The following is a 20025-nucleotide window of genomic DNA, read 5'->3' as shown; positions in this document are numbered from 1 at the left end:
GGGCCGGCCGGTGTCCCGGAGCGCCGAGCCCAGGTCCCGAGGTGGCGGCGAAATGGCTGCTTAACAGGGCCGCACCAAGAGCTTCACGTTGATCGTCTTGTCCCGGCAGCGGCTCGCAGATAAATTCGAATCTAGCTAGCAGGGCGAGTCGCACTTGAGGTTCAGCGGCTCTTGAGGTAAAGGCGTCGTCAATGGCGATGGCGCGGTCACCGGAGGCGGTGGCGGTCCTCCACGCTCCCGGGGGCCAGACAGCATCGTGACAACTGGATCGGGCAGAGGAGGTCCGCGCCCCGTGGCTACCCGCTACCTGCTGCCTGACGCCAAACCCGGAGACACCGTCCAGGAGCGGGTCAAGCTGGCCCTTCGCGAGGCCATCACCAGCGGCGACCTCGCCCCCGGCGCCAAGCTCCACCAGGCCTCGATCGCGAAGTCGATGCACGTGAGCGTCACCCCCGTCCGGGAGGCGCTGCGCGACCTGGCGGCCGAGGGGTTGATCGCGCTGGACGCGCACCGCGGCGCCCGGGTGCGCCTGATCGAGCTGGACGAGTTCCTGGAGATACGGCAGCTCATGGAGTTCATGGAGCCGCTGTGCGCCCGGCTGGCCGCCGAGCGGGTCACGGACACCGAGCTCGCCACGCTGCACGCGATCCAGGACCAGCTGGAGCGGGTCACCGCGGCCAGCGACTACCTCCCGTTGAACGCCGACTTCCACGACTACATGACCACGGCCGCGAAGGCGCCCCGCCTGGCGGCGATCCTCGCGCCGCTGCGGGTGGCCTCCCGAGTTGTGATCATGACCGCCCTGGGCACCGTCCCGTCCCGGGTGGAGCAGGGGATCGAGGAGCACCGGCCGATCCTGGCGGCGCTGAGCCGGCGCGACGGCGACGCCGCCGCCGAGGCCACGCTGCGGCACCTCGCCCCAACGTGGGACGCGGTCGAGGCGCTGTGCCGTAGCCGCGCCGCCGGCACGACCACCGACTGACCCCGTCCGCGCCCGTCCCGCGCGATCCCTACGTCGTCCACTGTAGACGAACGGCATCCACACACAGTCCCGCGCCACGGCGGCGGTGACCCCTGCGCGCCATCAGGCCGCCGCCGCGATACGAACGCGATCGGAGCGACGAATGAGCGTGAGCGAGAAGACGATCGAGCTGGGAGTCTTCATCCCGGTCGGCAACGGCGGCTGGATCCCGTCGGTCAACAGCCCCGACATCAGGTCGACGTACGGCTACAACCGCGAGGTGACGCTGCTCGCCGAGGAGCTGGGCCTGGACTTCGCGCTCAGCATGGCGAAGTGGCGCGGGTACGGCGGCAGCACCCGGCACTGGGACTTCACGCTCGAGTCGATGACCACGATGGCCGGACTGGCCGAGGCGACCAGCCGGATCGGGATCTGGGCCACCGTGCACACGATGGTGTTCCACCCGGCGGTGGTGGCGAAGATGTCGGCCACCTTGGACCAGATCTCCGGCGGCCGCTTCGGGCTCAACCTGGTCGCCGGCTCCAACCCGTACGACCAGGGGCAGATGGGGCTGTGGCGGGACCTGAGCCACGACGGCCGGTACGCGCTGGCCCGGGAGTGGATCACCGTGGCGCGTCGACTCTGGACGGAGGAGCGGGTCGACCACAGTGGAGACTTCTTCACCCTCACCGACTGCGTCTCCAACCCCAAACCGGTCAAGCCGCCGCAGGTCATCTGCGCGGGCACCTCCGACACCGGGTTTCGCTTCACCATCGCCAACTGCGACGGCTGCTTCATCTCCGGCAACAACCCGCAGAGCCTGGTCCGCACCGGCCTGCGGGCCAAGCAGATCGCCGCCGAGCTCGGCCGCACCACCAAGACGTACGGGCTGTTCACCGTCGTACCGGGGGAGACCGACGAGGCGGCGCGGGCCCGGGTCGACCACTTCAACGCCGGGGTGGACGTCGAGGCGCTGCGCCGCCAGGCCGGCGAGTACGCCACCGACGTGCGGGAGAACACGATGCGCCGGCGCATGGCCCAGCGCGCCGAGCGCCCCACCGCGGTCGGCGACGGCGCCGTGGTCGGCTCGCCGGAGAGCATCGCCCGGCAGCTCGCCGGCCTCGTGAAGGACGCCGACCTGGACGGCGTCACGGTCATCGTGCCGGACTTCGTCGACGACCTGCGCACCGTCGGCGAGCGGGTGGCGCCGCTGCTGGCCGGCCACGGCGTGCGCACCAACGCGGCGGGCGCCGCCGCCGGCGTGGGCGGCCCGGCATGACCACCCGCTACGTCAACCCGCCCGGCGTGCGCGAGGTCGCCGCGTACACCCACGCGGTGCTGCGCCCCGGCGTACCCGTCTTCCTCACCGGACAGGTCGCCTGGGACAGCGACGGCAAGGTGGTCGGCGCCGGCGACATCGCGGCCCAGGCGGCCCAGGTGTGGCGAAACATCCGGGCCGTGCTCGCCGGGGCCGGCGCCGGCCTGGCCGACATCGTGAAGCTGACGACCTACACCACCGACCTCGCGCACCGCGAGGCCATCGGGCGGGAACGCGCTCGGCACTTCCCGCCCGGACGGTTTCCGGCCAGCACGTTCCTGGTCGTCGCCGGGCTGGCCGACCCCGAACTGCTGGTCGAGATCGACGTGGTGGCCGTGGTGCCGCCGGAGAGGAGAGCGTGATGGCCGGAAAAGCGGTACTGCCGGAGGGCTTCTACCGCCACCCCTCGTTCTCCGCGGGCGTGGTCGTCCACGGTGGACGGACCCTGTACGTCGCCGGCCAGCTCCCGCTCTCTCCGGAAGGCGAGCTCGTCGCCCCCGGCGACATCGACGGGCAGCTGGAGCGGGTCTGGCAGCAGATCGAGGCGATCCTGGCCGCCGCCGGGGGCGGGCTCGCGGACGTCGTGCGGGTCACCGCGTACACAGTGGACAACGTGTACGTCGGCGCGATCGTCGCCGCCCGCCAGCGCCGCTTCGCCGGGCTCACCCCGCCGGCCAGCGCGCTGGTCACCGTGGCCGGGCTGGCCAAGCCGGGCGCGCTGGTCGAGATCGACGCGGTGGCGGTACTGCCATGACCGCGCTCCGGCCCGACCCCCGGCTGACCGACCCGGACGCGGCCCGCGCCGTCGCCGAGGTCCAGGCGCTGGGGCTGGCACCCCGACACCTGGCCGGGCTGGCGGTCGCCCGAGCCCGGGTCCGCCGGCCACCCGCGCCGCCGGACATCGACCCGGGGGTACGGGTGACCGGCCTGACCCTGCCCGGCGAACGCGCCCCGCGCCCGGCGCGGCTCTACCGGCCGGCCACCGGAGCGGAGGCGGCCACACTGCTGTACCTGCACGGCGGCGGCTGGGCGCTCGGCGACCTGGAGATCAACGACGGTGTGTGCCGGGCCATCGCGCTCCGGGCCGGGGTGGCGGTGCTCAGCCTCGACTACCGGCTCGCGCCGGAGCACCCGTTTCCCGCCGCGCTGGACGACGCGACGGCCGCCCTCCGCAAGCTCGCCAGTGGACTGTCCACACCGGACGGCGTACCCCTGCCAGAGGTCCTCGCGGTCGGCGGTCTCAGCGCCGGCGGTGCGCTCGCCGCCGCACTGGCCCGGCGCTCCCGCGACGGCGCCGCCCCACCGGTGGCCCACCAGCTGCTGATCTGCCCGGTGCTCGACTGCGACCTGGACCGCCCCTCCTACCGCCGGTACGGCCGGGGACTGCTGCTCAGCCGCGACGACATGGCCTGGTTCTGGGACATGTACCTGCCGGACCGTGCGAGCCGCCGCGACCCGGACGCCAGCCCGCTCCGCGCCCCCGACCTGGGCGGCCTGCCGCCGGCCACCATCGTGGTCGCCGGCGCCGACCCGCTGCGCGACGAGGCCGAGGAGTACGCGACCCGCCTCGCCACGGCCGGCGTACCCGTGGAATGGGTTTTGGTGGAAGGCGTGCCGCACGGCTTCGTCGGCAACCCGGCGATCCGCAGCGGGCCGGCGGCGCTGGCCCGGGCCGGCGCGGCGATGGCGCGGCGGCTGGCCGCGGCCGCGCCGGTGGCCGTGGAGGAGGCGCGATGAGGGTCGCCCGCACCGTGCTGGTCCGCGTCGCCTGGGTGGTACCGGTCGCCCTCGGCGTCGTCACGGTCACGTTCTTCGTCTCCCGGGTGCTCTCCGGCGACCCGTCCGAGCTGTTCATGCCCTCCGACGCCGACCAGCGGCTGCGCGACCAGATCCGGGCGTCGATGGGGCTGGACGACTCCCTGCCGGTGCAGTACTGGACGTTCCTGGTCGACCTGGCGCACGGCGACCTGGGCACCTCGTTCACCACCGGTCAACCGGTCACCACCGACCTGGCCGGCCGGCTACCGGCCACATTGGAGCTTGGCCTGGTGGGCGTGCTGATCGGCCTCGCCGCCGGCATCCCGCTCGGCGTGCTCGCGGCCATCCGCCGGGACCGCTGGACCGACTTCCTCATCCGCGGCGTGACGGTCGGCGGGATGGCGCTGCCGTCGTTCTGGCTGGGCCTGATCCTCATCCTGGTCTTCTCGGTCACCCTCGACCTGCTGCCCGGGCCGGTGGGCCGGCTGCCGATCGGCACGCCGGAGCCGGACCGGGTCACCGGCTTCCTGCTCGTCGACAGCCTGCTGGCCGGCGAGCCGGGGCTGTTCGGCCAGGCCTGCCTGCACCTGGTGCTGCCCGCCGTCACGCTCGGCGTGCTCATCCTCGCCCCGGTCGCCCGGGTCACCCGCACCGCGATGGTCGAGGCGCTGCAGTCCGACTACGTGCGCACCGCGGTCGCGATGGGCGCCGGCCCGGCCCGGGTCTGGTTCCGGTACGCCCTGCGCAACGCGCTGCTGCCGGTGGTCACCACCTCCGGCGGGGTGATCGGCTTCGCGTTCTCCGGCGCGGTGCTGATCGAGGCGGTGTTCGGCTGGCCGGGCGTGGGCCAGTACGCCCTGGAGGCCATCTCCCGCGCCGACTACCCGGCGCTGCAGGGCTTCGTGATGTACGCGGCGCTGCTCTACGTGCTGGTGTACCTGGCCGTCGACCTGCTCTACCTGGTCGTGGACCCCCGGACGAGGTCGTGATGACTCTCCTCGACAAGCAGCCCTCCACTGTGGAGGCGGCACCGGCCCCGGTCGGCGCGGGACCGCGGCCGGCCCGCCGGCGCGGCGGCGGCTCGCTGTCGCTGCGGGTGGGGCTCGCGCTGCTCGGCCTGTACCTGCTGGCGGCGGCCGCCTCGGCGGTCTGGACCCCGTACGACCCGCGCGAGGTGGGCGCGGGGGAGCCGTACTCGCCGCCGGACGGGAGCCACTGGTTCGGCACCGACCGGCTCGGCACCGACGTGTTCTCGCAGGTGCTCGCGGCCACCCGGCTGGACCTTGGCATCACCGTCGCCGCGGTGGCGCTGGCGCTGACCGTCGGCGCGTTCCTCGGCACGGTCGCCGGCTACTACCGCGGTGTCGCCGACGGCGTGATCATGCGGACGCTGGAGGTGCTCCAGGCGTTCCCGACGCTGCTGCTGGCGATGCTCATCGTGCAGGCGGTCGGGCCGGGCACCTGGAACGTCATCGCCGTGCTCGCCTTCGTCGGGCTGCCCGAGTACCTGCGGCTGGCCCGCGCCGAGATCCTCTCCAAGCGCGGCTGGCAGTTCGCCGAGGCGGCCCGGCTGGCCGGCTGCCGGCCCTGGCGGGTCGCGTTCGGCCACCTGCTGCCCAACAGCACCGGACCGCTGCTGGCGTACACGTCGATCAACGCCGCCTGGGTCGTGCTGGTCACCTCCAGCCTCGGCTTCCTCGGCGTGGGCATCCGGCCGGGCGAGCCGGAGTGGGGTTCGATGATCTCGCGCGGCCAGTCCGGCATCACCTCCGGCGAGTGGTGGATCTCGCTCTTCCCGGGGCTGGCGGTGCTCGGCCTGGCGGCGGCGTTCTACCTGCTCGGCGACGGCCTGAACGACGCCGCGGACCCGAGGCGGCGGCGATGAGCGGGGCGTCGCTGCGGGTGGAGGGGCTGACCGGGCACTTCCGCACCCGGCGCGGTGCCGTGCCGGTCCTCGACGACGTGAGCTTCACCGCCCGCGCCGGCCAGGTCACCGCGATCGTCGGCGAGACCGGCAGCGGCAAGTCGCTGACCGCGCTTTCGATCCTGCGTATCGCGCCGCCGGAGTTCGTGGTGGAGCGGGGGCGGGTGCTGCTGGACGAGGTGGACCTGCTCACCCTGCCCGAGCGGCGGATGCGGGCGGTGCGCGGCGCCCGGGTCAGCATGGTCTTCCAGGACGCCCGCGCCGCGCTCAACCCGGTGCTCCCGGTCGGCCGCCAGCTCGCCGACGTGTGCCGGCTGCACCGCCCGGTGAACCGGCGGGACGCCGAGAAGGCGGCGGTCGAGGCGCTGGCCGCCGTGCAGATCCCGGACGCGGCCCGCCGGGCCCGGCAGTACCCGCACGAGTTCTCCGGCGGCATGGCACAGCGGGCGCTGATCGCGATGGCGCTGATCTGCGAGCCGGAGGTGGTCGTCTTCGACGAGCCGACCACCGGCCTCGACGTCACCATCCAGGCCGAGATCATGGCCCTGATCGGCACGCTCACCGCGGGCGGGCTCACCGCCCTGCTCATCACCCACGACCTCGGGGTGGTCGCCGAGACCTGCGCCGCCGTCGTGGTCATGCGGGACGGGCGGGTCGTCGAGGAGGCCTCCACAGAGGACGTCTTCACCCGGCCGCGGCACCCGTACACCGCCGAGCTGCTGGCGGCGAGCCGCCTCGTCGAGGGGAGCCTGGCATGACCGCCATCGTGCTGTCCGCCAGCGGGCTGCGCAAGCACTACCGGATCGGAGCGCTGGGCGACCACCGCACGCTGGTCGCGGTCGACGACGTGGACCTGGAGGTACGGGCCGGCGAGACGGTTGCGCTGGTCGGCGAGAGCGGCTCCGGCAAGTCCACTGTGGCCCGTTGCCTGGTGCACCTGGTCGAGCCGACCGCCGGCGAGGTACGCGTGGCGGGCGAACCGGTGCGGGCCCGGCCGGTCGCCGCGCTCACCCGGGTCTACCGCGACGTGCAGATGGTCTTCCAGGACCCCAACTCCTCGCTCGACCCGCGGATGACCGTCCGCGCGCTGCTGGCCGAGCCGCTCCGCCTGCACCTGCGGCTGCGCCGCCGGGAGCGGGACGACCGGGTGCGCGAGCTGGTCGAGATGGTGGGGCTGCGCACCGACCACCTGGACCGGTACCCCCACCAGCTCAGCGGCGGGCAGCGGCAGCGGGTCGGCATCGCCCGCGCCCTGGCGGTCCGGCCGCGCGTGGTCATCCTCGACGAGCCGACCTCCTCGCTCGACGTCTCGGTGCGCGGGCAGATCCTCGACCTGCTCGCGCGGGTGCAGCGGGAGCTGCGGATCGGGTACCTGTTCATCACCCACGACCTGGCCGTGGTGCGCCGCGTGGCGCACCGCGTGCTCGTCATGTACCTCGGCGGCATCGTCGAGCAGGGGCCCACGGGTGCGGTGTTCGCCCGGCCGGTCCACCCCTACACCCGGGCGCTGCTGTCGGCGGCACCCGTGCCCGAGTGGGGGGTACGCCGGGAGAGGTTCCACCTCACCGGCGAGATTCCCAGCCCGGTCGACCTGCCCGACCAGTGCCGCCTGGTCGGGCGCTGCCCCCTGGCGGTGCCGGCGTGCGCGCACGCCCGGCCGCCGCTGGTGCCGGTCGGCCCCGGACACGCCGCGGCGTGCCCGGTCGAGACGAGCGAACCGACTGCCCCTCCGCGCGGGCCCGGCGCGGTGCGCGCCGGCGCCGCACCGGACTGACCACTGTGGAGGACCAGATGACGACGAACGATCGGCGGTGGCGCCGGCGGCTGCTCGCCGCCGTGCTACCCCTTACTCTCGCCGCGGCCGCGTGCGGCGGCTCCGACGACGGCGAGCAGGCCGATGCCGGGCAGGTCAAGGACCAGCTGGTGGTGGCCTGGACCGGCGACCTGAACAGCATGGACCCGCCGTTCAGCCTGGTGGAGTGGAACCGCGAGCTGTCGGTCAACGTGTACGAGCCGCTGGTGCGGTACAAGCTGGTGCCGCAGTCCGACGGCTCGCTGACCTGGGACGGGCTGGAGGTCGCGCCGGCCCTGGCCACCTCGTGGGACGTCGACGGCGCCAGCATCACGTTCCACCTGCGGCAGGGCGTGAAGTTTCACCCCAGCGGCAACCCGCTCACCGCCGACGACGTCAAGTACAGCTTCGAGCGGACGGTCGCGGTACCGGGCGGGTTCGGCGCGTTCAACGCCAACCTGGCCGGCATCTTCGACCCGGTCAAGCAGGTCACCGTCGTCGACCCGGCGACCGTGAAGATCTCGTTCACGAACGCCTCGGGCGAGCCGATGCTGCTGCCCGCCTCGCTCCCCTCGATGCGGTTCCCGCAGTTCGGCATCCTGGACTCCAAGACGGTGAAGTCCAAGGCCACCGCCGACGACCCGTGGGCGGCCAAGTGGCTCGCCGAAAACGTCGCCGGCACCGGGCCGTACTACGTGGCCGAGCGGACGCCCAACCAGCAGACCGTCCTGCAGGCGGTGCCCGGCTACTGGGGTGAGCAGCCCGAGATCAAGAAGGTGGTCCTGCGGGTCACCAGCAGCGCCGACATCGTCGCGCTGATGAAGGGCGGGGACATCGACTTGGCCGCCAGCGGCCTCACCCCGCGCGCCTTCGACGAGCTGGACAGCAGCGGGTACACGGTGCTGAACCAGCCGATCCCGAACATCGTCTCGGTGCACCTGGCCACCGACGACGAGGCGCTCGCGGACGTGCGGGTGCGGCAGGCCATCGCGTACGCCATGCCGTACGACCAGATCCTCAAGGTGGCGCTGGCCGGCCGGGGCGAGCGGGCGATGTCGTACGTCAACCCGAAGTCGCCCGGGTACGTGCCGGCCTGGGAGCAGTACACCACAAATGTGGACAAGGCCAAGCAGCTGCTCGCCGAGGCGGGCGTGACCGGGCTGACGCTGCCGCTGTTCTACGACTCCGGCGTCGTGTACAACGAGGACGTCGCCCTGCTGGTCAAGGACGCGCTCGGCCAGGTGGGCATCACGGTGGAGGCGAGCCCGCAGCCGACCACGCAGTTCGCCGAGCAGCGTACGGCCCGGGTCAAGAAGGCGCGCAGCGGCCAGCACGGGCTGTTGCTGAGCAGCAGCGTGATCTGGCTGGACGACCCGGACCCGAGCACCGACACGCCGTTCAAGACCGGCGGATCGAGCAACTGGACGCACTACAGCAACGCCACAGTGGACGGTCTGCACGCCGCGCACCGGTTCGACCCGGACCCGGCCGCCCGCGCCGCCGCGTACGAGCAGGTGCAGCGGACCATCGCCACGGACGTGCCGACGATCCCGCTGGCCATCACCGGCCGCACGGTGGCGCTCAACCCGGCGCTGACCGGGATGTCGTTCACCAACGACTCGCACACCCGCTTCTGGACGCTGGGCTGGAAGAAGTGACACCTCCCCGCGGGGCGGTGGCGGCCGCCCCGCGGGCCGAAACCCACACCGCCCCGCGGGACCAAACCCCACACCGCCCGGCGGGGCCGAAACGGACAAGGAGAGCACATGCCCACACGGACGGTCGAGTACGGCGTGTTCCTGCCGGTGAGCAGCGGCGGCTGGATCCCCTCGACGACCACCCCGGAGCTCGACGGCAGCTACGCGTACAACCTGGAGGTGACCCGGCTGGCCGAGCGGCTGGGCTTCGACTTCACCCTCTCCCAGGCGGTGTGGCGCGGGTACGCCGGGCCGAGCCACCACTTCGAGGTCAACCTCGAGTCGCTGACCACCACCGCCGGGCTGGCCGCCGCCACCGAGCGGATCGGGGTCTGGTCCACCTGCAACACCGCGACGTTCCACCCGGCGGTACTCGCGAAGATGATCGCCACCGCCGACCAGATCAGCGGCGGCCGGACCGGGCTCAACATCGTGGCCGGCGGCAACCGCGCCTCCGAGACGCAGATGGGGCTCGGCGCGTCGCTGAGCAACCCGGACAAGTACCGGCGCGCCCGCGAGTGGGTCACCGTCTGCAAGCTGCTCTGGACCGAGGACGGCGTGGACTTCGACGGCGAGTTCTTCACCCTCAAGGACTGCCAGTCCAAACCGAAGCCGGCCGCCGGCCCGCCGCCGATGATCTGCGCCGCGGTCTCCGACATCGGGCTGCGGTTCACCGCCGAGATGCTCGACGGCTGCCTGTTCGAGGGCACCTCCCGGGAGTCGATGATCGAGGTGGGTACCCGGGCCAAGCGGATCGCCGAGGAGGTCGGCTCGCCGCTCAAGACGTACTGCGTCTTCATGGTCATCCCGGGGGAGACGGACGCCGACGCGCAGCGCCGCCTGGACCTCTACAACGCCGGCCGGGACACCGAGACGATGGCCCGGATGTTCGCCGAGCACGGCAACGCGGCCTGGGACAAGGCCGAGTTCGAGGCGCGGCGGGCCGAGTGGGAGAAGACGACCGCGGTGAGCACCGGCACCCTGTGCGGCTCGGCCGACACGATCGCCGAGCAGCTCGCCGACATCATCGAGGCCGGCCGGATCGACGGCGCGGTCTTCATCATGCCGGACTTCATCGGCGACCTGGCGGCGCTCGGCGAGGCCATCCTCCCGCAGCTGGCCCGCCACGGCCTGCCCGGCGCCGCGCTGGCGCTCGACTGAGGGGGCGACATGAAGATCAGCGTGCTGGTCGGCAACCCGAACCCGGGCTCGCGTACCCGGCGTGTCGCCGAGGCGGTGGCCGGCGCGGTCGCCGAGGTCACCGGCGCGGACCGGGGCGAGGTCTTCGACCTGGCCGACCTGGCGGCGTCGATGTTTCAGTGGCCCTGCGCCGAGCTGGACCGGTGTACGGCCGAGGTGGCCGGCAGCGACCTCGTGGTGGTCGCCTCCCCGACCTACAAGGCCACGTACACCGGGCTGCTCAAGGCGTTCCTCGACCGGTACCCGACGGACGGGCTCGCCGGCGTGGTCGCGATCCCGGTCATGACCGGCGGCTCGCCGGCGCACTCGATGGCCCCTGACGCGTACCTGCGCCCGCTGCTCGTCGAGCTCGGCGCGAGCGTACCCACCCGCGGCCTGTACGTCACCATGGCCCAACTGTCCGAACTGGACGCCACCGTCAAGACCTGGACCGGCGCCAACCGGGCCGCGCTGCTCGGCGCCGCGGCCGCCCGCTGCGGTGGCCCGGTCGCGGGTTCCGGCGACGCGGAGGCGCGGGGGAAGGGCGATCGATGGCCGACGAGCTGACCGAGATCTCGCCGGCCACCTTCCGGCAGGTGCTGGGTCACTTCTGCTCCGGCATCACGGTGGTCACGGCGGTCGCCGACGGCACCCCGGCCGGGCTCACCTGCCAGTCGTTCTTCAGCGTCTCGCTGGATCCGCCGCTGGTCGCGTTCTCCAGCGCGCGTACGTCGAAGAGCTACCCGGCGATCCGGCGGGCGCAGTCGTTCTGCATCAACATCCTGGCGCACGGGCAGGAGCGGCTCTCGACCGCGTTCGCCCGCAGCGGCGAGGACAAGTGGCGGGGCGTCTCCTGGCAGCCGGCCGGCCGTACCGGCAGCCCGATCCTCGACGGGGTACTGGCCTGGGTGGAGTGCGCCACGGTGGCCGAGCACGAGGCCGGCGACCACTTCCTGACGATCGGGCGGGTCCTCTCGCTGGAGCACAGCGGCGCGACCGAGCCGCTGCTCTACTTCCGCGGCGCGTACGGCCGGCTGGCCGCCTGAACCCGTGCGGTGACCGCGCTAGCCGCGGGCCGTGCTGCGGCGGACCACCAGGTCCGGGGTGAAGACCAGGTGGTTTTCCGGGGGCGGCTGGGTCTCGCCGAGCACCGCCAGCAGCAGGTCGATCGCCGCCACGCCGAAGTCCTCGTGCGGCGGCCGCACCGAGGAGAGGGGGACGAAGGAGTTCTCCGCGTACTCGATGTCGTCGTAGCCCACGACCGCGACCTCCTCCGGGACGCTGACCCCGCCGGTGGCCAGGGTCTGCACCAGGCCGATCCCGAGCAGGTCGTTGACCGCGAAGATGCCGTCCGGGCGGCGCCCCTGGGTGCGGCCGATCAGCTCGGCCGCGACCTTGTGGCCGGTGGCGATGACCCGCGGCTCGCTGGCGATGATCTCGAGGGTCGCGGAGCCGGCCTCGCGGATCGCGTCGCTGGCGCCCTGGAGGCGGTCGGCGACCTGGCGGATGGAGAGCGGGCCGCCGACGAAGGCGATGTGCTGGCAGCCGATGTCGACCAGGTGGCGGACCGCCGTGTGGCCGCCGGACACGTCGTCGATGGAGACCGAGGGCTGGGCCGGCGAGCTGGCCCGCTGCCCGACCAGCACCGAGGGGGTGCCGCGGCCGCGGATCGCGGCCAGCCGGTCTTCGATCGCGCGGGGCGAGGCGACCAGCATGCCGCGTACCCCGTGCTCCTCGAACAGGTCCAGGTAGGAGTCTTCGCGCGCGGGGTCGCCGCCGGAGTTGGCCACGAACACCGAGAGCCCGGCCTGCGCGGCCCGCCGCTCCACGCCCTCGGCGATGGTGGCGAAGAAGGGGTTGCTCACGTCCGGCACGATGTACGCGATCGTGGTGCTGTGGCCCAGCCGCAGCTGGCGGCCGGCGTTGTTGCGGACGAAGCCGAGCCGGTCGATCGCCTCCTGGATGCGCTTCGCCTTCTCCGCCGACACCCGGTCAGGGTGGTTGAGGAAATGCGAAACCGTACCCATGGACACGCCGGCCGCCGCGGCGACCTCCCGGATCCCTACTCTCGGCACCTCGAACCCCATGCTGCTAGTAAACGTGACTCCGCCCTACGAAGTGGCCATGGTCTCCAATCGGAGCATCCGGGCGATCACCCGGTCGAGCTCGGCGTCGTCGAATATCTTCTTCCAGTCCGGCCGCACGATGCTCTCGCGCCCGTACTCCATCGCGATGCGGCACCCGTCCGAAAACGGGTTGGCCCCGCGCAGCGTATTACTGAGCGCCACCTGGATGTGACCGTGCAGCATCGCGCGGGCGGCGCCCTCCGGCACCCCGACCGTGTGGACGGTCTCGTGCAGCGCCTCGCGCAGCAGGTCGCCGACCATGCAGGCCACCGTCTCGACCAGCGTCGGCTCCAGCACCGCGAGCTGCTTGACGGTGACCCAGTGCAGGTCGAGCACCGGTCCGTACATGGTGCGGATGACCTCCTCGGCCACCGCCCGCTCCGCCTGCGGCCCCTCGAACGCGGCGACCACGTCCTGCGGCGCGGCCACCCCGCCGAAGCTGTCCGCGTACTGCTCCGGCGTGGTCCGCTCCAGGAACACCGAGGGGTGGCACGGGTGCGCGACCGCGTAGTGGACGTCGTCGCGGCGGTGCAGCACGCCCGCGTACGCGGCGGCGGGGTCGAGCGTCAGCACGGTGGCGCCCGCCCGCAGCAGCGGGACCACGGCGGCCGACACCGCCGCGAGCGCCACGTCGGGTACCGCCAGGACGACCACGTCCGCGTCGGGTACCGCGGTCTCGGTCTCGGCCAGCGCCCGACCGGCGGCGGTGACCCGCTCGCGGCCGGCGGCGGCGTTCTCCACGTACCGCACGTCGTGCCCGGTGCGCGCCAGGTTGTCCGACACGCGCATGCCCATCTTGCCGCCGGCGCCGATCACCGCGATGGTGCGTCGCTGCGTCATGCTCTCCTCCTCAGGTACGCGAGGTTCTGCTCGGTCCAGCGGCGCTCCAGCGCCACCGTGCCGGCCTCGTCGCCTTGCCACGGCAGCCAGTGCTCGATGATCTGGCTGATCCCACGCTCAGCCGGCCGGACCCGGGCGAAGAGCCGGTCCAGGTCGAGCGCGCCCTCGCCGAGCGGGGCGCCGGCCAGGCGGAAGCCCACCCAGCCCTCGTCCCGGGTGAAGGCGAAGTCCTTGACGTGCAGGTTGACCACGTGCGGGGCGGCCGCGTCGACCACCCGGTCGGGGTGCTCCAGCGCGGCCACGCAGTTTGCCGGGTCGAGGCAGATGCCCAGGTTGGGGTGGTCGACCCGCTCGACGAGCGCGACCAGGTCGGCGCTGGGCATCCGCTCGTACGTCTCCAACGCCACGGTCACGCCCGCCGCCGCGTACCGGGGGAGCACCGCCACCAGGTCGTCGAACGCGGCCGGCCCGGTCACCATCGTGCGGACCAGGCGGGCGCCGAGGCGTTTCGCGATCCGCAGGTAGGTGTCGAGGTGCGCGACCGCCGTGCCGCGCGTACCCAGCTCCAGCGCCACGCCGGCCGCCCGGGACCGGGCGGCGAGCGCGTCGAGCCGGGCCTCGCCGAAGCCGGTCACCTCGGGGTGGTCGCAGATCTGGAACGCGTCCGCGCCGAGCGCGATCGTGCTCTCCAGCATCCGCTCGACGGTCAGCGGCTCGGCGACCCGGGGGGAGTGCTGCCAGAAGAAGGCGTACGTGCTGAGGCCGATCACGATGCGAGCGCCCCCGCTTCGTCCAGCACGTCGGCCAGCGCCGCCGGGTCGTGCGCGAACCGCCCCAGAAACAGCCCGTCGACCGCACCGCCGAGCTTGGTCAGCAGGCCGGGGCCGGCGCTGCCGCCGTAGACGACCGGGTTTCCCTTGGCGCGCAGGGCCGCGCAGACGGCGGCGATGCGGTCCACGCCGGCCGGCTCGGCGGCCCCGATCGCCCAGACCGGCTCGTACGCCACGACCGCCGGGCCGGAGGGCGCCGCCGCGTCGAGCTGGCGCCGGCACTCCTGCTCGGCGCCCGGCCCGCGCTCGCGCTCGCCCACGCAGACCACCGGGGTGAGGCCGGTGCGCAGCGCGGCCGCCGTCTTGGCCGCCACGACCGCGTCGTCCTCGCCGAAGAGGCGGCGCCGCTCGGCGTGCCCCACGACCGCGTACCGGCAGCCGAGCGCGGCGAGGTCGGCGCCGCTGACCGCGCCCGTGAACGCCCCCCGCTCGGCCCAGAACAGGTCCTGCGCGCCGACGGCGAGGGCCGAGCCGCGCACCCGGTCGAGCACCAGCGGGATCGCCGGCAGGCTCGGCGCGACCCACACCCGTACCCGTCCGTCCACGATGGCCGGACGGTCGGCGAGCAGTGCCAGCACCCGGTCGCACCAGTCGAGTGTGGACGGGATGTCGAGGTAGAGCTTGAGGCTGACGCCGATCAGCATCGCGCCTCCGTGTCGTACCCGTCGAGTACGCGCACCTTCTCCGCGGAAGGGGAGGCCTCGTCGAAGCGGTGGGTCAGCCACTCGCGGGTCAGGCGGCGGGCCAGCTCGAGGCCGACCACCCGCTGGCCGAGCGCGAGCACCTGGGCGTTGTTGCTGAGCACGGCGCGCTCCACCGAGTACGAGTCGTGCGCGGTCACCGCCCGCACGCCGCGTACCTTGTTGGCCGCGATCGCCACGCCCAGGCCGGTGCCGCAGACCAGCAGCGCCCGGTCGGCCTTGCCGTCGGCGACCAGCTGGGCGGCCGCCACGGCGATGTGCGGGTAGGCGGTGCGCCCGTCCGCCGCGACGCCGACGTCCACGACGGACTCGACCAGCTCACTCGACTCCAGGTCCCGCTTGAGGACCTCCTTGTAGTCGTAGCCGGCGTCGTCCGAGCCGACGACGATCCGCCACCGTTCGCTCATGCCCGTCCTCGCTTCGCTGCGGGCGGGCATGAGGCTCCAAGCGCCCTGTGCCTGATGATTCGCTCGCTCCGTTCGCTCATGCCTGATCCTCCACTGTGTCCAGTACGGCGCGGAGCACGAGCGCCAGTGACGTCGCGCCGGGATCGGGTGTGCCGCGGCTGCGCTCGCCGTGCGGCCGGGCCCGCCCGAGCCGGGGGAGCATCGCCGCGGTCGCCCGGGCCGCCCGCTCCGCCGCCGGGACGGCCGCCGCCAGCGCGCCCCGCACGCCCTCCGGCGCCGCCGCCTCGAACGCGTCCCGGAACGGCACCAGCGCGTCCACCATGGTCTTGTCGCCGACCTTCGCGCCGCCGGCGTCCACGATGGCGTCGGTCGCCGCCGCCACCGCCAGCGCGAGCGTGGCCGCGTCCGGCTCGGCCTTGTCGCCGACCACGCCCGCGAGCGCCTCCAGCCCGACGCCCCACAGCGCCCCGGAGGTGCCGCCGGCCCGGTCCGCCCACGCCTCGCCGGCCTGCCGCAGCGCGGTGCCGGTGCCGCCGCCGGCCGCCACCACCCGCTCGGCCGCCGCCAGCGCGGCCCGCGCCCCGCGCCCCATCCCGAGGCCGTGGTCACCGTCGCCGGCGACCGCGTCCAGCCGCCCGAGGTGGTCGCCGTGCGCGTCGAGGGCACCGACCGCGGCGGCCAGCGCGTCCCGCACCGCCGCGGCGCCCCGCCGGCCCGCGTCGGGCGCGCTCACTATCTCTCCGGTACGCGTCACGGGCTCGCCGGTCACGTCCACAGTGGATGGCTCGGCGGCCGGGGTGAGGCTGCCCTTGCGGTAGGCGGGCGTGTCGGCCGCGGCCCGCCACAGCGGCTCCAGCTCGCCATCCAGCCAGCAGATGGTGAGCGAGACGCCGGCCATGTCGAGGCTGGTCACCAGCTCGCCGACCTCCGGCTCGACGATGTGCACGCCGGCCGCGTCGAGCCGCGCGGCGACCGCTTCGTAGAGCACGAACAGCTCCTCGTACTTGACCGCGCCGAGTCCATTGAGGATCGCGACGGCCCGGGCGCCGCGCGCCGCCGGCAGGTCGTCGGGAAGCTCGCCCAGCAGCGCGTCGACCAGCCGCCCGGCCAGCTCGGCGGCGGTGGGCACCTCGGCCTCCTCGATGCCCGGCTCGCCGTGGATGCCCATGCCGACCGCCATCCGCCCGGCCGGTACGCCGAACAGCGGCTCACCCGCGCCGGGCAGCGTGCAGCCGCCGAAGGCGACGCCGAGGGTGCGGGTGCGGTCGTTGGCCCGCCGCGCCAGCCGGGCCACCTCGTCGAGCGGGCGCCCTTCGGCGCAGGCGGCGCCGGCCACCTTGTAGACGACCAGGCCGCCGGCGATCCCGCGGCGCAGCGCGCGAGCCTCCGGCGGCGCGCTGGAGATGTCGTCGGTGACCAGGACGGTCTGGCAGGGGATGCCCTCGGCGCGCAGGCGGGCCTGTGCCTGGTCGAAGTTGAGCACGTCGCCGGCGTAGTTGCCGTAGCTGAGCAGGACACCCTGGCCGCGCTGGGCGGCGCGGGCGACGCTGTGCACCTGCTGGGCCGAGGGCGAGGCGAAGACGTCGCCCATGGCCGCGGCGTGCGCGAGCCCGGGCCCGACCAGGCCCGCGAACGCCGGGTAGTGCCCGGAACCGCCGCCCACCACGAGTGCGACCCGAGGCGACGGGTCCTCGGTGCGGCGCGCCACGCCGCCCGGCACCGGGCGCACCCACGCCCCGAACGCCCGGGCGAACCCCGCCGCGGACTGCTCCGCGAACCGGGCCGGGTCGTTTGCCAAGCGGGTCAAGAGCGCCACCTCCGTACTTGAAACGTGTCAAGCATAGCGGAGGAGTCCTCCTACCGGAACACTCCGGATCCCTGCGATACTTCGGCTCATGGCCGCACTGACCGCTCCCGGCGCTGAGCTTGAAACGTTAGCGACTGGGACGCGGTGGGGCGAAGGCCCGGCGTGGTTGCCCGCCGCCGGCCGGCTGCGGTGGAGCGACATCCCCAACGACCGGATCCTCGAGTATGACCCGGCGAGCGGCCGCACCACGATCCACCGCGAACGGGCCGGCTTCGTCAACGGCCGCACCCTCGACCGGGCCGGCGCGGTGGTGCACTGCTCGCACGGGCGGCGCGCGGTGGAACGGGAGACGGCCGGCGGTGTGGTGACGATCGTCGACCGGTGGGCCGGCCACCGCCTCAACTCGCCCAACGACGTCGTGGTCGGCGCGGACGGGGCGATCTGGTTCACCGACCCGCCGTACGGCATCATCTCGGACAAGCAGGGCCACGTCGCCGAACCCGAGTACGGCGGCTGTTACGTCTTTCGCCACGACGAGCGCACCGGCCGGACCACCCCGGTCGTCACCGACATGGTCCACCCCAACGGCCTGGCCTTCTCGCCGGACGGCCGCACCCTCTACGTGTCGGACACCTCGGTCCTGCACCGCCCGGACGGCCACCACCACATCCGCGCCTACGACGTCACGCCGGACGGCTCCTGCGCGGGCGGCCGGGTCTTCGCCGAGATCGCGCCCGGCTGCCCGGACGGCTTCCGCGTCGACGAGCGCGGCCGCCTCTGGACCTCCAGCGGCGACGGGGTGCGGGTGCTCTCCCCGGACGGGTCGCGGCTGGGACACATCCCGGTGCCCGAGGTGGTCTCCAACCTCTGCTTCGCCGGCCAGGACCTCTACATCACCGGCGCCACGAGCCTCTACCGCATCCGCACCACGACCCGCCCTGCTCCGCGCCGCACCTCCTGAGTCGGGCGACCGAGCACGAGCGTGGGCTCGTGGGCGCGCGCGACCCCGGCGGCGGAGCGACCGGCCGGCGGAGAGGGGCGACCCAGCGGCGGAGCGGCCTCAGCGGTGCAGCGGCGGAGCGACCAGGCGGCGGGGCGACCTCTGCGGCCGGCGGCCGGGCGGTGGAGCGGGGGCCTCAGCGGTGGAGCGGCCTCAGCGGTGGAGCGGGGCGACCTCGACGCTGGAGCTACCGGCCAGCGGAGCGGGGGCCTCAGCGGCGGGGCGGCCTCAGCGGGGAGCCGGGCGACCTCAGCGCGGAATGGCCTCAGCGGCGGAGCTGCCGGGCGGCCGGCGCCTGGGCGCGCAAGCGGGGCAGCTCGATAGGCGCCGCGAAGCACGCCCGAGGGGCGGGAGGCAGCGTGCCGTGTCCACGAGCCGGGTCGTGCGGGTTTGGCCTCTGGGCTTGCGCCGCGGACCCGGCAGCGGAGGTCGGGGTTTCGGGGAGCGCCAGCGAGCCGCCGGCCGCAGCGGTGCCCGCGGGAGCGAACGGTCCGCAGGTGCGGCGGACCGGGGTATATCAGCTCTCAGGAAGGGCCGAGTGGCTCGGGGATCTCGGCGCCGCACTCGACGAGGGTGTCGGTCACGACGCGGATGGCGTTGAGGGCGCGGGGAAAGCCGGAGTACTGGACCACGTGGATGACCGTCTCGAGGATCTCGGTCGGGGTCAGGCCGGCGTTGAGCGCGCCCCGCGTGTGGCCCTTGAGCTGCGGCTCCAGGCCGCCGAGCGCGACCAGCGCGCCCAGAGTGATCATTTCGCGCTGGGCCAGGGTCAGGCCGGGGCGGGAGTAGATGTCGCCGAAGTTGAACTCGATGCCGTACCGCGCCAGGTCCTGGGCCAGGCCGGTCTGCATGGCGATCAGGCCGTCGGCCTTGCCCTCGCCGTAGAGCTCCTCGAACTTGCGCTTGCCCTGCTTCAGACGGTCGCTCACGCCAGAGACGCCTTTCAGATCGAGTGCCCGCCGTCGAGCGGGAGGATGACGCCGGTGATGTTGACGGCGGCCGGCGAGGCCAGGAAGACGATCGTCTCGGCCAGGTCGCCGGGCTGGCCGAGCAGGCGGGTGGGGATCTGGCCGAGCAGGGCCTCGCGGCGCTCCGGGGTGTCGCGGTCGCGGCCCGGCGTGGCCTGGGCGCCGGGGGCGATGCAGTTGACCGTCACGCCCTGCTCGGCGACCTCGATGGCGAGTGCCTTGGTCAGGCCGACCACGCCCGCCTTCGCGGCCGCGTACGCGGTGGCGCCGCGGACCAGGCGGCCGCCGGCGATGGCGGCGACCGAGGCGATGTTGACGATGCGGCCGTGCGACTGGGCGAGCATCGACGGCAGGGCGGCGCGGGTGACGTTGAAGACCGTGGTGAGGTTGCGGTCGACCTGCGTCGTCCAGGTCTCGTAGCTCATCTCGTGGAAGAACGCGACCGCGCCGCCGCCGGCGCCGTTGACCAGGATGTCGACGCCGCCCCAGGCGTCGGTCACCGTGCCCACCGCCGCCTGTACCGCGGCGAAGTCGGTCAGGTCGACCGGCGCGGCCAGTGCGAGGGCGCCGTTCTTGTCGAGTCCCTCGGCGTTGAGGTCGAGGCCGGCGACCCGGGCGCCCTCGGCGGCCAGGTGTTCGGCGATGACGGTGCCCAGCGCGCCCGCGGCGCCGGTGACGATGGCTCGCTTGCCCGAGAGCCGCACAGCGGTCACTCCC

22 protein-coding genes are annotated in these 20025 nt (G+C 73.8%); 14 read left to right on the top strand and 8 right to left on the bottom strand.

The annotated features are described in order from the left end of the window. The first annotated feature begins 292 nt into the window (after positions 1–292). The 13 genes from RB614_RS38430 (at position 293) to RB614_RS38370 (ending at position 11675) form a co-directional block, all read left to right on the top strand. Positions 293–982, top strand: coding sequence for a GntR family transcriptional regulator (locus RB614_RS38430; RefSeq protein ID WP_308717639.1), 690 nt, complete (start codon positions 293–295; stop codon positions 980–982). Between the two features lie 142 nt (positions 983–1124). Beyond that, on the top strand, positions 1125–2240 hold the full coding sequence (locus RB614_RS38425) for an LLM class flavin-dependent oxidoreductase (protein ID WP_308717638.1): 1116 nt from the start codon (positions 1125–1127) through the stop codon (positions 2238–2240). Further along, complete coding sequence (locus RB614_RS38420; protein ID WP_308717637.1) at positions 2237–2641, top strand: RidA family protein; 405 nt, start codon at positions 2237–2239, stop codon at positions 2639–2641. The genes RB614_RS38425 and RB614_RS38420 overlap by 4 nt, the downstream gene beginning before the upstream one ends. Then, a complete protein-coding gene (locus RB614_RS38415; protein WP_308717636.1) occupies positions 2641–3033 on the top strand; it encodes a RidA family protein in 393 nt (130 codons plus the stop codon). The genes RB614_RS38420 and RB614_RS38415 overlap by 1 nt, the downstream gene beginning before the upstream one ends. After that, positions 3030–4016, top strand: coding sequence for an alpha/beta hydrolase (locus tag RB614_RS38410; RefSeq protein WP_308717635.1), 987 nt, complete (start codon positions 3030–3032; stop codon positions 4014–4016). The genes RB614_RS38415 and RB614_RS38410 overlap by 4 nt, the downstream gene beginning before the upstream one ends. Further along, entirely contained in the window at positions 4013–5026 is a 1014-nt protein-coding gene (locus RB614_RS38405) for an ABC transporter permease (protein ID WP_308717634.1), read from the top strand. The genes RB614_RS38410 and RB614_RS38405 overlap by 4 nt, the downstream gene beginning before the upstream one ends. Continuing rightward, entirely contained in the window at positions 5026–5922 is an 897-nt protein-coding gene (locus RB614_RS38400; protein WP_308717633.1) for an ABC transporter permease, read from the top strand. Before RB614_RS38405 ends, RB614_RS38400 begins: the two co-directional genes overlap by 1 nt. Beyond that, on the top strand, positions 5919–6719 hold the full coding sequence (locus RB614_RS38395) for an ABC transporter ATP-binding protein (protein WP_308717632.1): 801 nt from the start codon (positions 5919–5921) through the stop codon (positions 6717–6719). Before RB614_RS38400 ends, RB614_RS38395 begins: the two co-directional genes overlap by 4 nt. After that, positions 6716–7735 (top strand): ABC transporter ATP-binding protein, encoded by a 1020-nt coding sequence (locus RB614_RS38390; RefSeq protein ID WP_308717631.1) that lies wholly within the window; start codon positions 6716–6718, stop codon positions 7733–7735. Before RB614_RS38395 ends, RB614_RS38390 begins: the two co-directional genes overlap by 4 nt. A gap of 17 nt (positions 7736–7752) precedes the next feature. Next, a complete protein-coding gene (locus RB614_RS38385) occupies positions 7753–9411 on the top strand; it encodes an ABC transporter substrate-binding protein (RefSeq protein ID WP_308717630.1) in 1659 nt (552 codons plus the stop codon). 108 nt (positions 9412–9519) lie between these two features. After that, positions 9520–10611, top strand: a complete 1092-nt coding sequence (locus RB614_RS38380; protein ID WP_308717629.1) for an LLM class flavin-dependent oxidoreductase — start codon at positions 9520–9522, stop codon at positions 10609–10611. 9 nt (positions 10612–10620) lie between these two features. Beyond that, complete coding sequence (locus tag RB614_RS38375) at positions 10621–11196, top strand: NAD(P)H-dependent oxidoreductase (protein ID WP_308717628.1); 576 nt, start codon at positions 10621–10623, stop codon at positions 11194–11196. Next, a complete protein-coding gene (locus tag RB614_RS38370; RefSeq protein ID WP_308717627.1) occupies positions 11181–11675 on the top strand; it encodes a flavin reductase family protein in 495 nt (164 codons plus the stop codon). Before RB614_RS38375 ends, RB614_RS38370 begins: the two co-directional genes overlap by 16 nt. 18 nt (positions 11676–11693) lie before the next feature. Here the strand turns inward: RB614_RS38370 and RB614_RS38365 are convergent, their stop codons facing one another. The 6 genes from RB614_RS38365 to RB614_RS38340 all read right to left on the bottom strand — a co-directional run bounded on the left by RB614_RS38365 (position 11694) and on the right by RB614_RS38340 (position 17340). Further along, positions 11694–12704: a LacI family DNA-binding transcriptional regulator gene (locus RB614_RS38365; RefSeq protein WP_308717626.1), complete on the bottom strand. Its 1011-nt coding sequence runs from the start codon at positions 12702–12704 to the stop codon at positions 11694–11696. 36 nt (positions 12705–12740) lie between these two features. Continuing rightward, positions 12741–13595, bottom strand: coding sequence for a phosphogluconate dehydrogenase C-terminal domain-containing protein (locus RB614_RS38360; RefSeq protein WP_308717625.1), 855 nt, complete (start codon positions 13593–13595; stop codon positions 12741–12743). Continuing rightward, positions 13592–14365, bottom strand: coding sequence for a sugar phosphate isomerase/epimerase family protein (locus RB614_RS38355; protein WP_308717624.1), 774 nt, complete (start codon positions 14363–14365; stop codon positions 13592–13594). The genes RB614_RS38360 and RB614_RS38355 overlap by 4 nt, the downstream gene beginning before the upstream one ends. Continuing rightward, positions 14362–15069: a triose-phosphate isomerase family protein gene (locus tag RB614_RS38350; protein WP_308717623.1), complete on the bottom strand. Its 708-nt coding sequence runs from the start codon at positions 15067–15069 to the stop codon at positions 14362–14364. The genes RB614_RS38355 and RB614_RS38350 overlap by 4 nt, the downstream gene beginning before the upstream one ends. Further along, complete coding sequence (locus tag RB614_RS38345) at positions 15063–15533, bottom strand: ribose-5-phosphate isomerase (protein WP_308717622.1); 471 nt, start codon at positions 15531–15533, stop codon at positions 15063–15065. Before RB614_RS38345 ends, RB614_RS38350 begins: the two co-directional genes overlap by 7 nt. 76 nt (positions 15534–15609) lie before the next feature. After that, positions 15610–17340: a dihydroxyacetone kinase family protein gene (locus tag RB614_RS38340; protein WP_308717621.1), complete on the bottom strand. Its 1731-nt coding sequence runs from the start codon at positions 17338–17340 to the stop codon at positions 15610–15612. An 88-nt stretch (positions 17341–17428) separates the two neighbouring features. Here RB614_RS38340 and RB614_RS38335 point away from each other — a divergent pair, with 88 nt between their 5' ends. Continuing rightward, positions 17429–18301 carry an SMP-30/gluconolactonase/LRE family protein gene (locus RB614_RS38335; RefSeq protein ID WP_308717620.1) on the top strand — a complete coding sequence of 291 codons (873 nt, stop codon included), beginning with the start codon at positions 17429–17431 and terminating at the stop codon, positions 18299–18301. A 563-nt stretch (positions 18302–18864) separates the two neighbouring features. Here RB614_RS38335 and RB614_RS38330 read toward each other — a convergent pair. Both RB614_RS38330 and RB614_RS38325 read right to left on the bottom strand, forming a co-directional pair. Continuing rightward, positions 18865–19269 carry a carboxymuconolactone decarboxylase family protein gene (locus RB614_RS38330; protein ID WP_308717619.1) on the bottom strand — a complete coding sequence of 135 codons (405 nt, stop codon included), beginning with the start codon at positions 19267–19269 and terminating at the stop codon, positions 18865–18867. Between the two features lie 14 nt (positions 19270–19283). After that, positions 19284–20021 carry an SDR family NAD(P)-dependent oxidoreductase gene (locus RB614_RS38325; protein ID WP_308717618.1) on the bottom strand — a complete coding sequence of 246 codons (738 nt, stop codon included), beginning with the start codon at positions 20019–20021 and terminating at the stop codon, positions 19284–19286. Positions 20022–20025 lie beyond the last annotated feature (4 nt).

This window comes from Phytohabitans maris, assembly GCF_031085175.1.
In the GTDB taxonomy this organism is placed as follows: domain Bacteria; phylum Actinomycetota; class Actinomycetes; order Mycobacteriales; family Micromonosporaceae; genus Phytohabitans; species Phytohabitans maris.
This window is presented reverse-complemented; position numbering and strand designations above follow the sequence as displayed.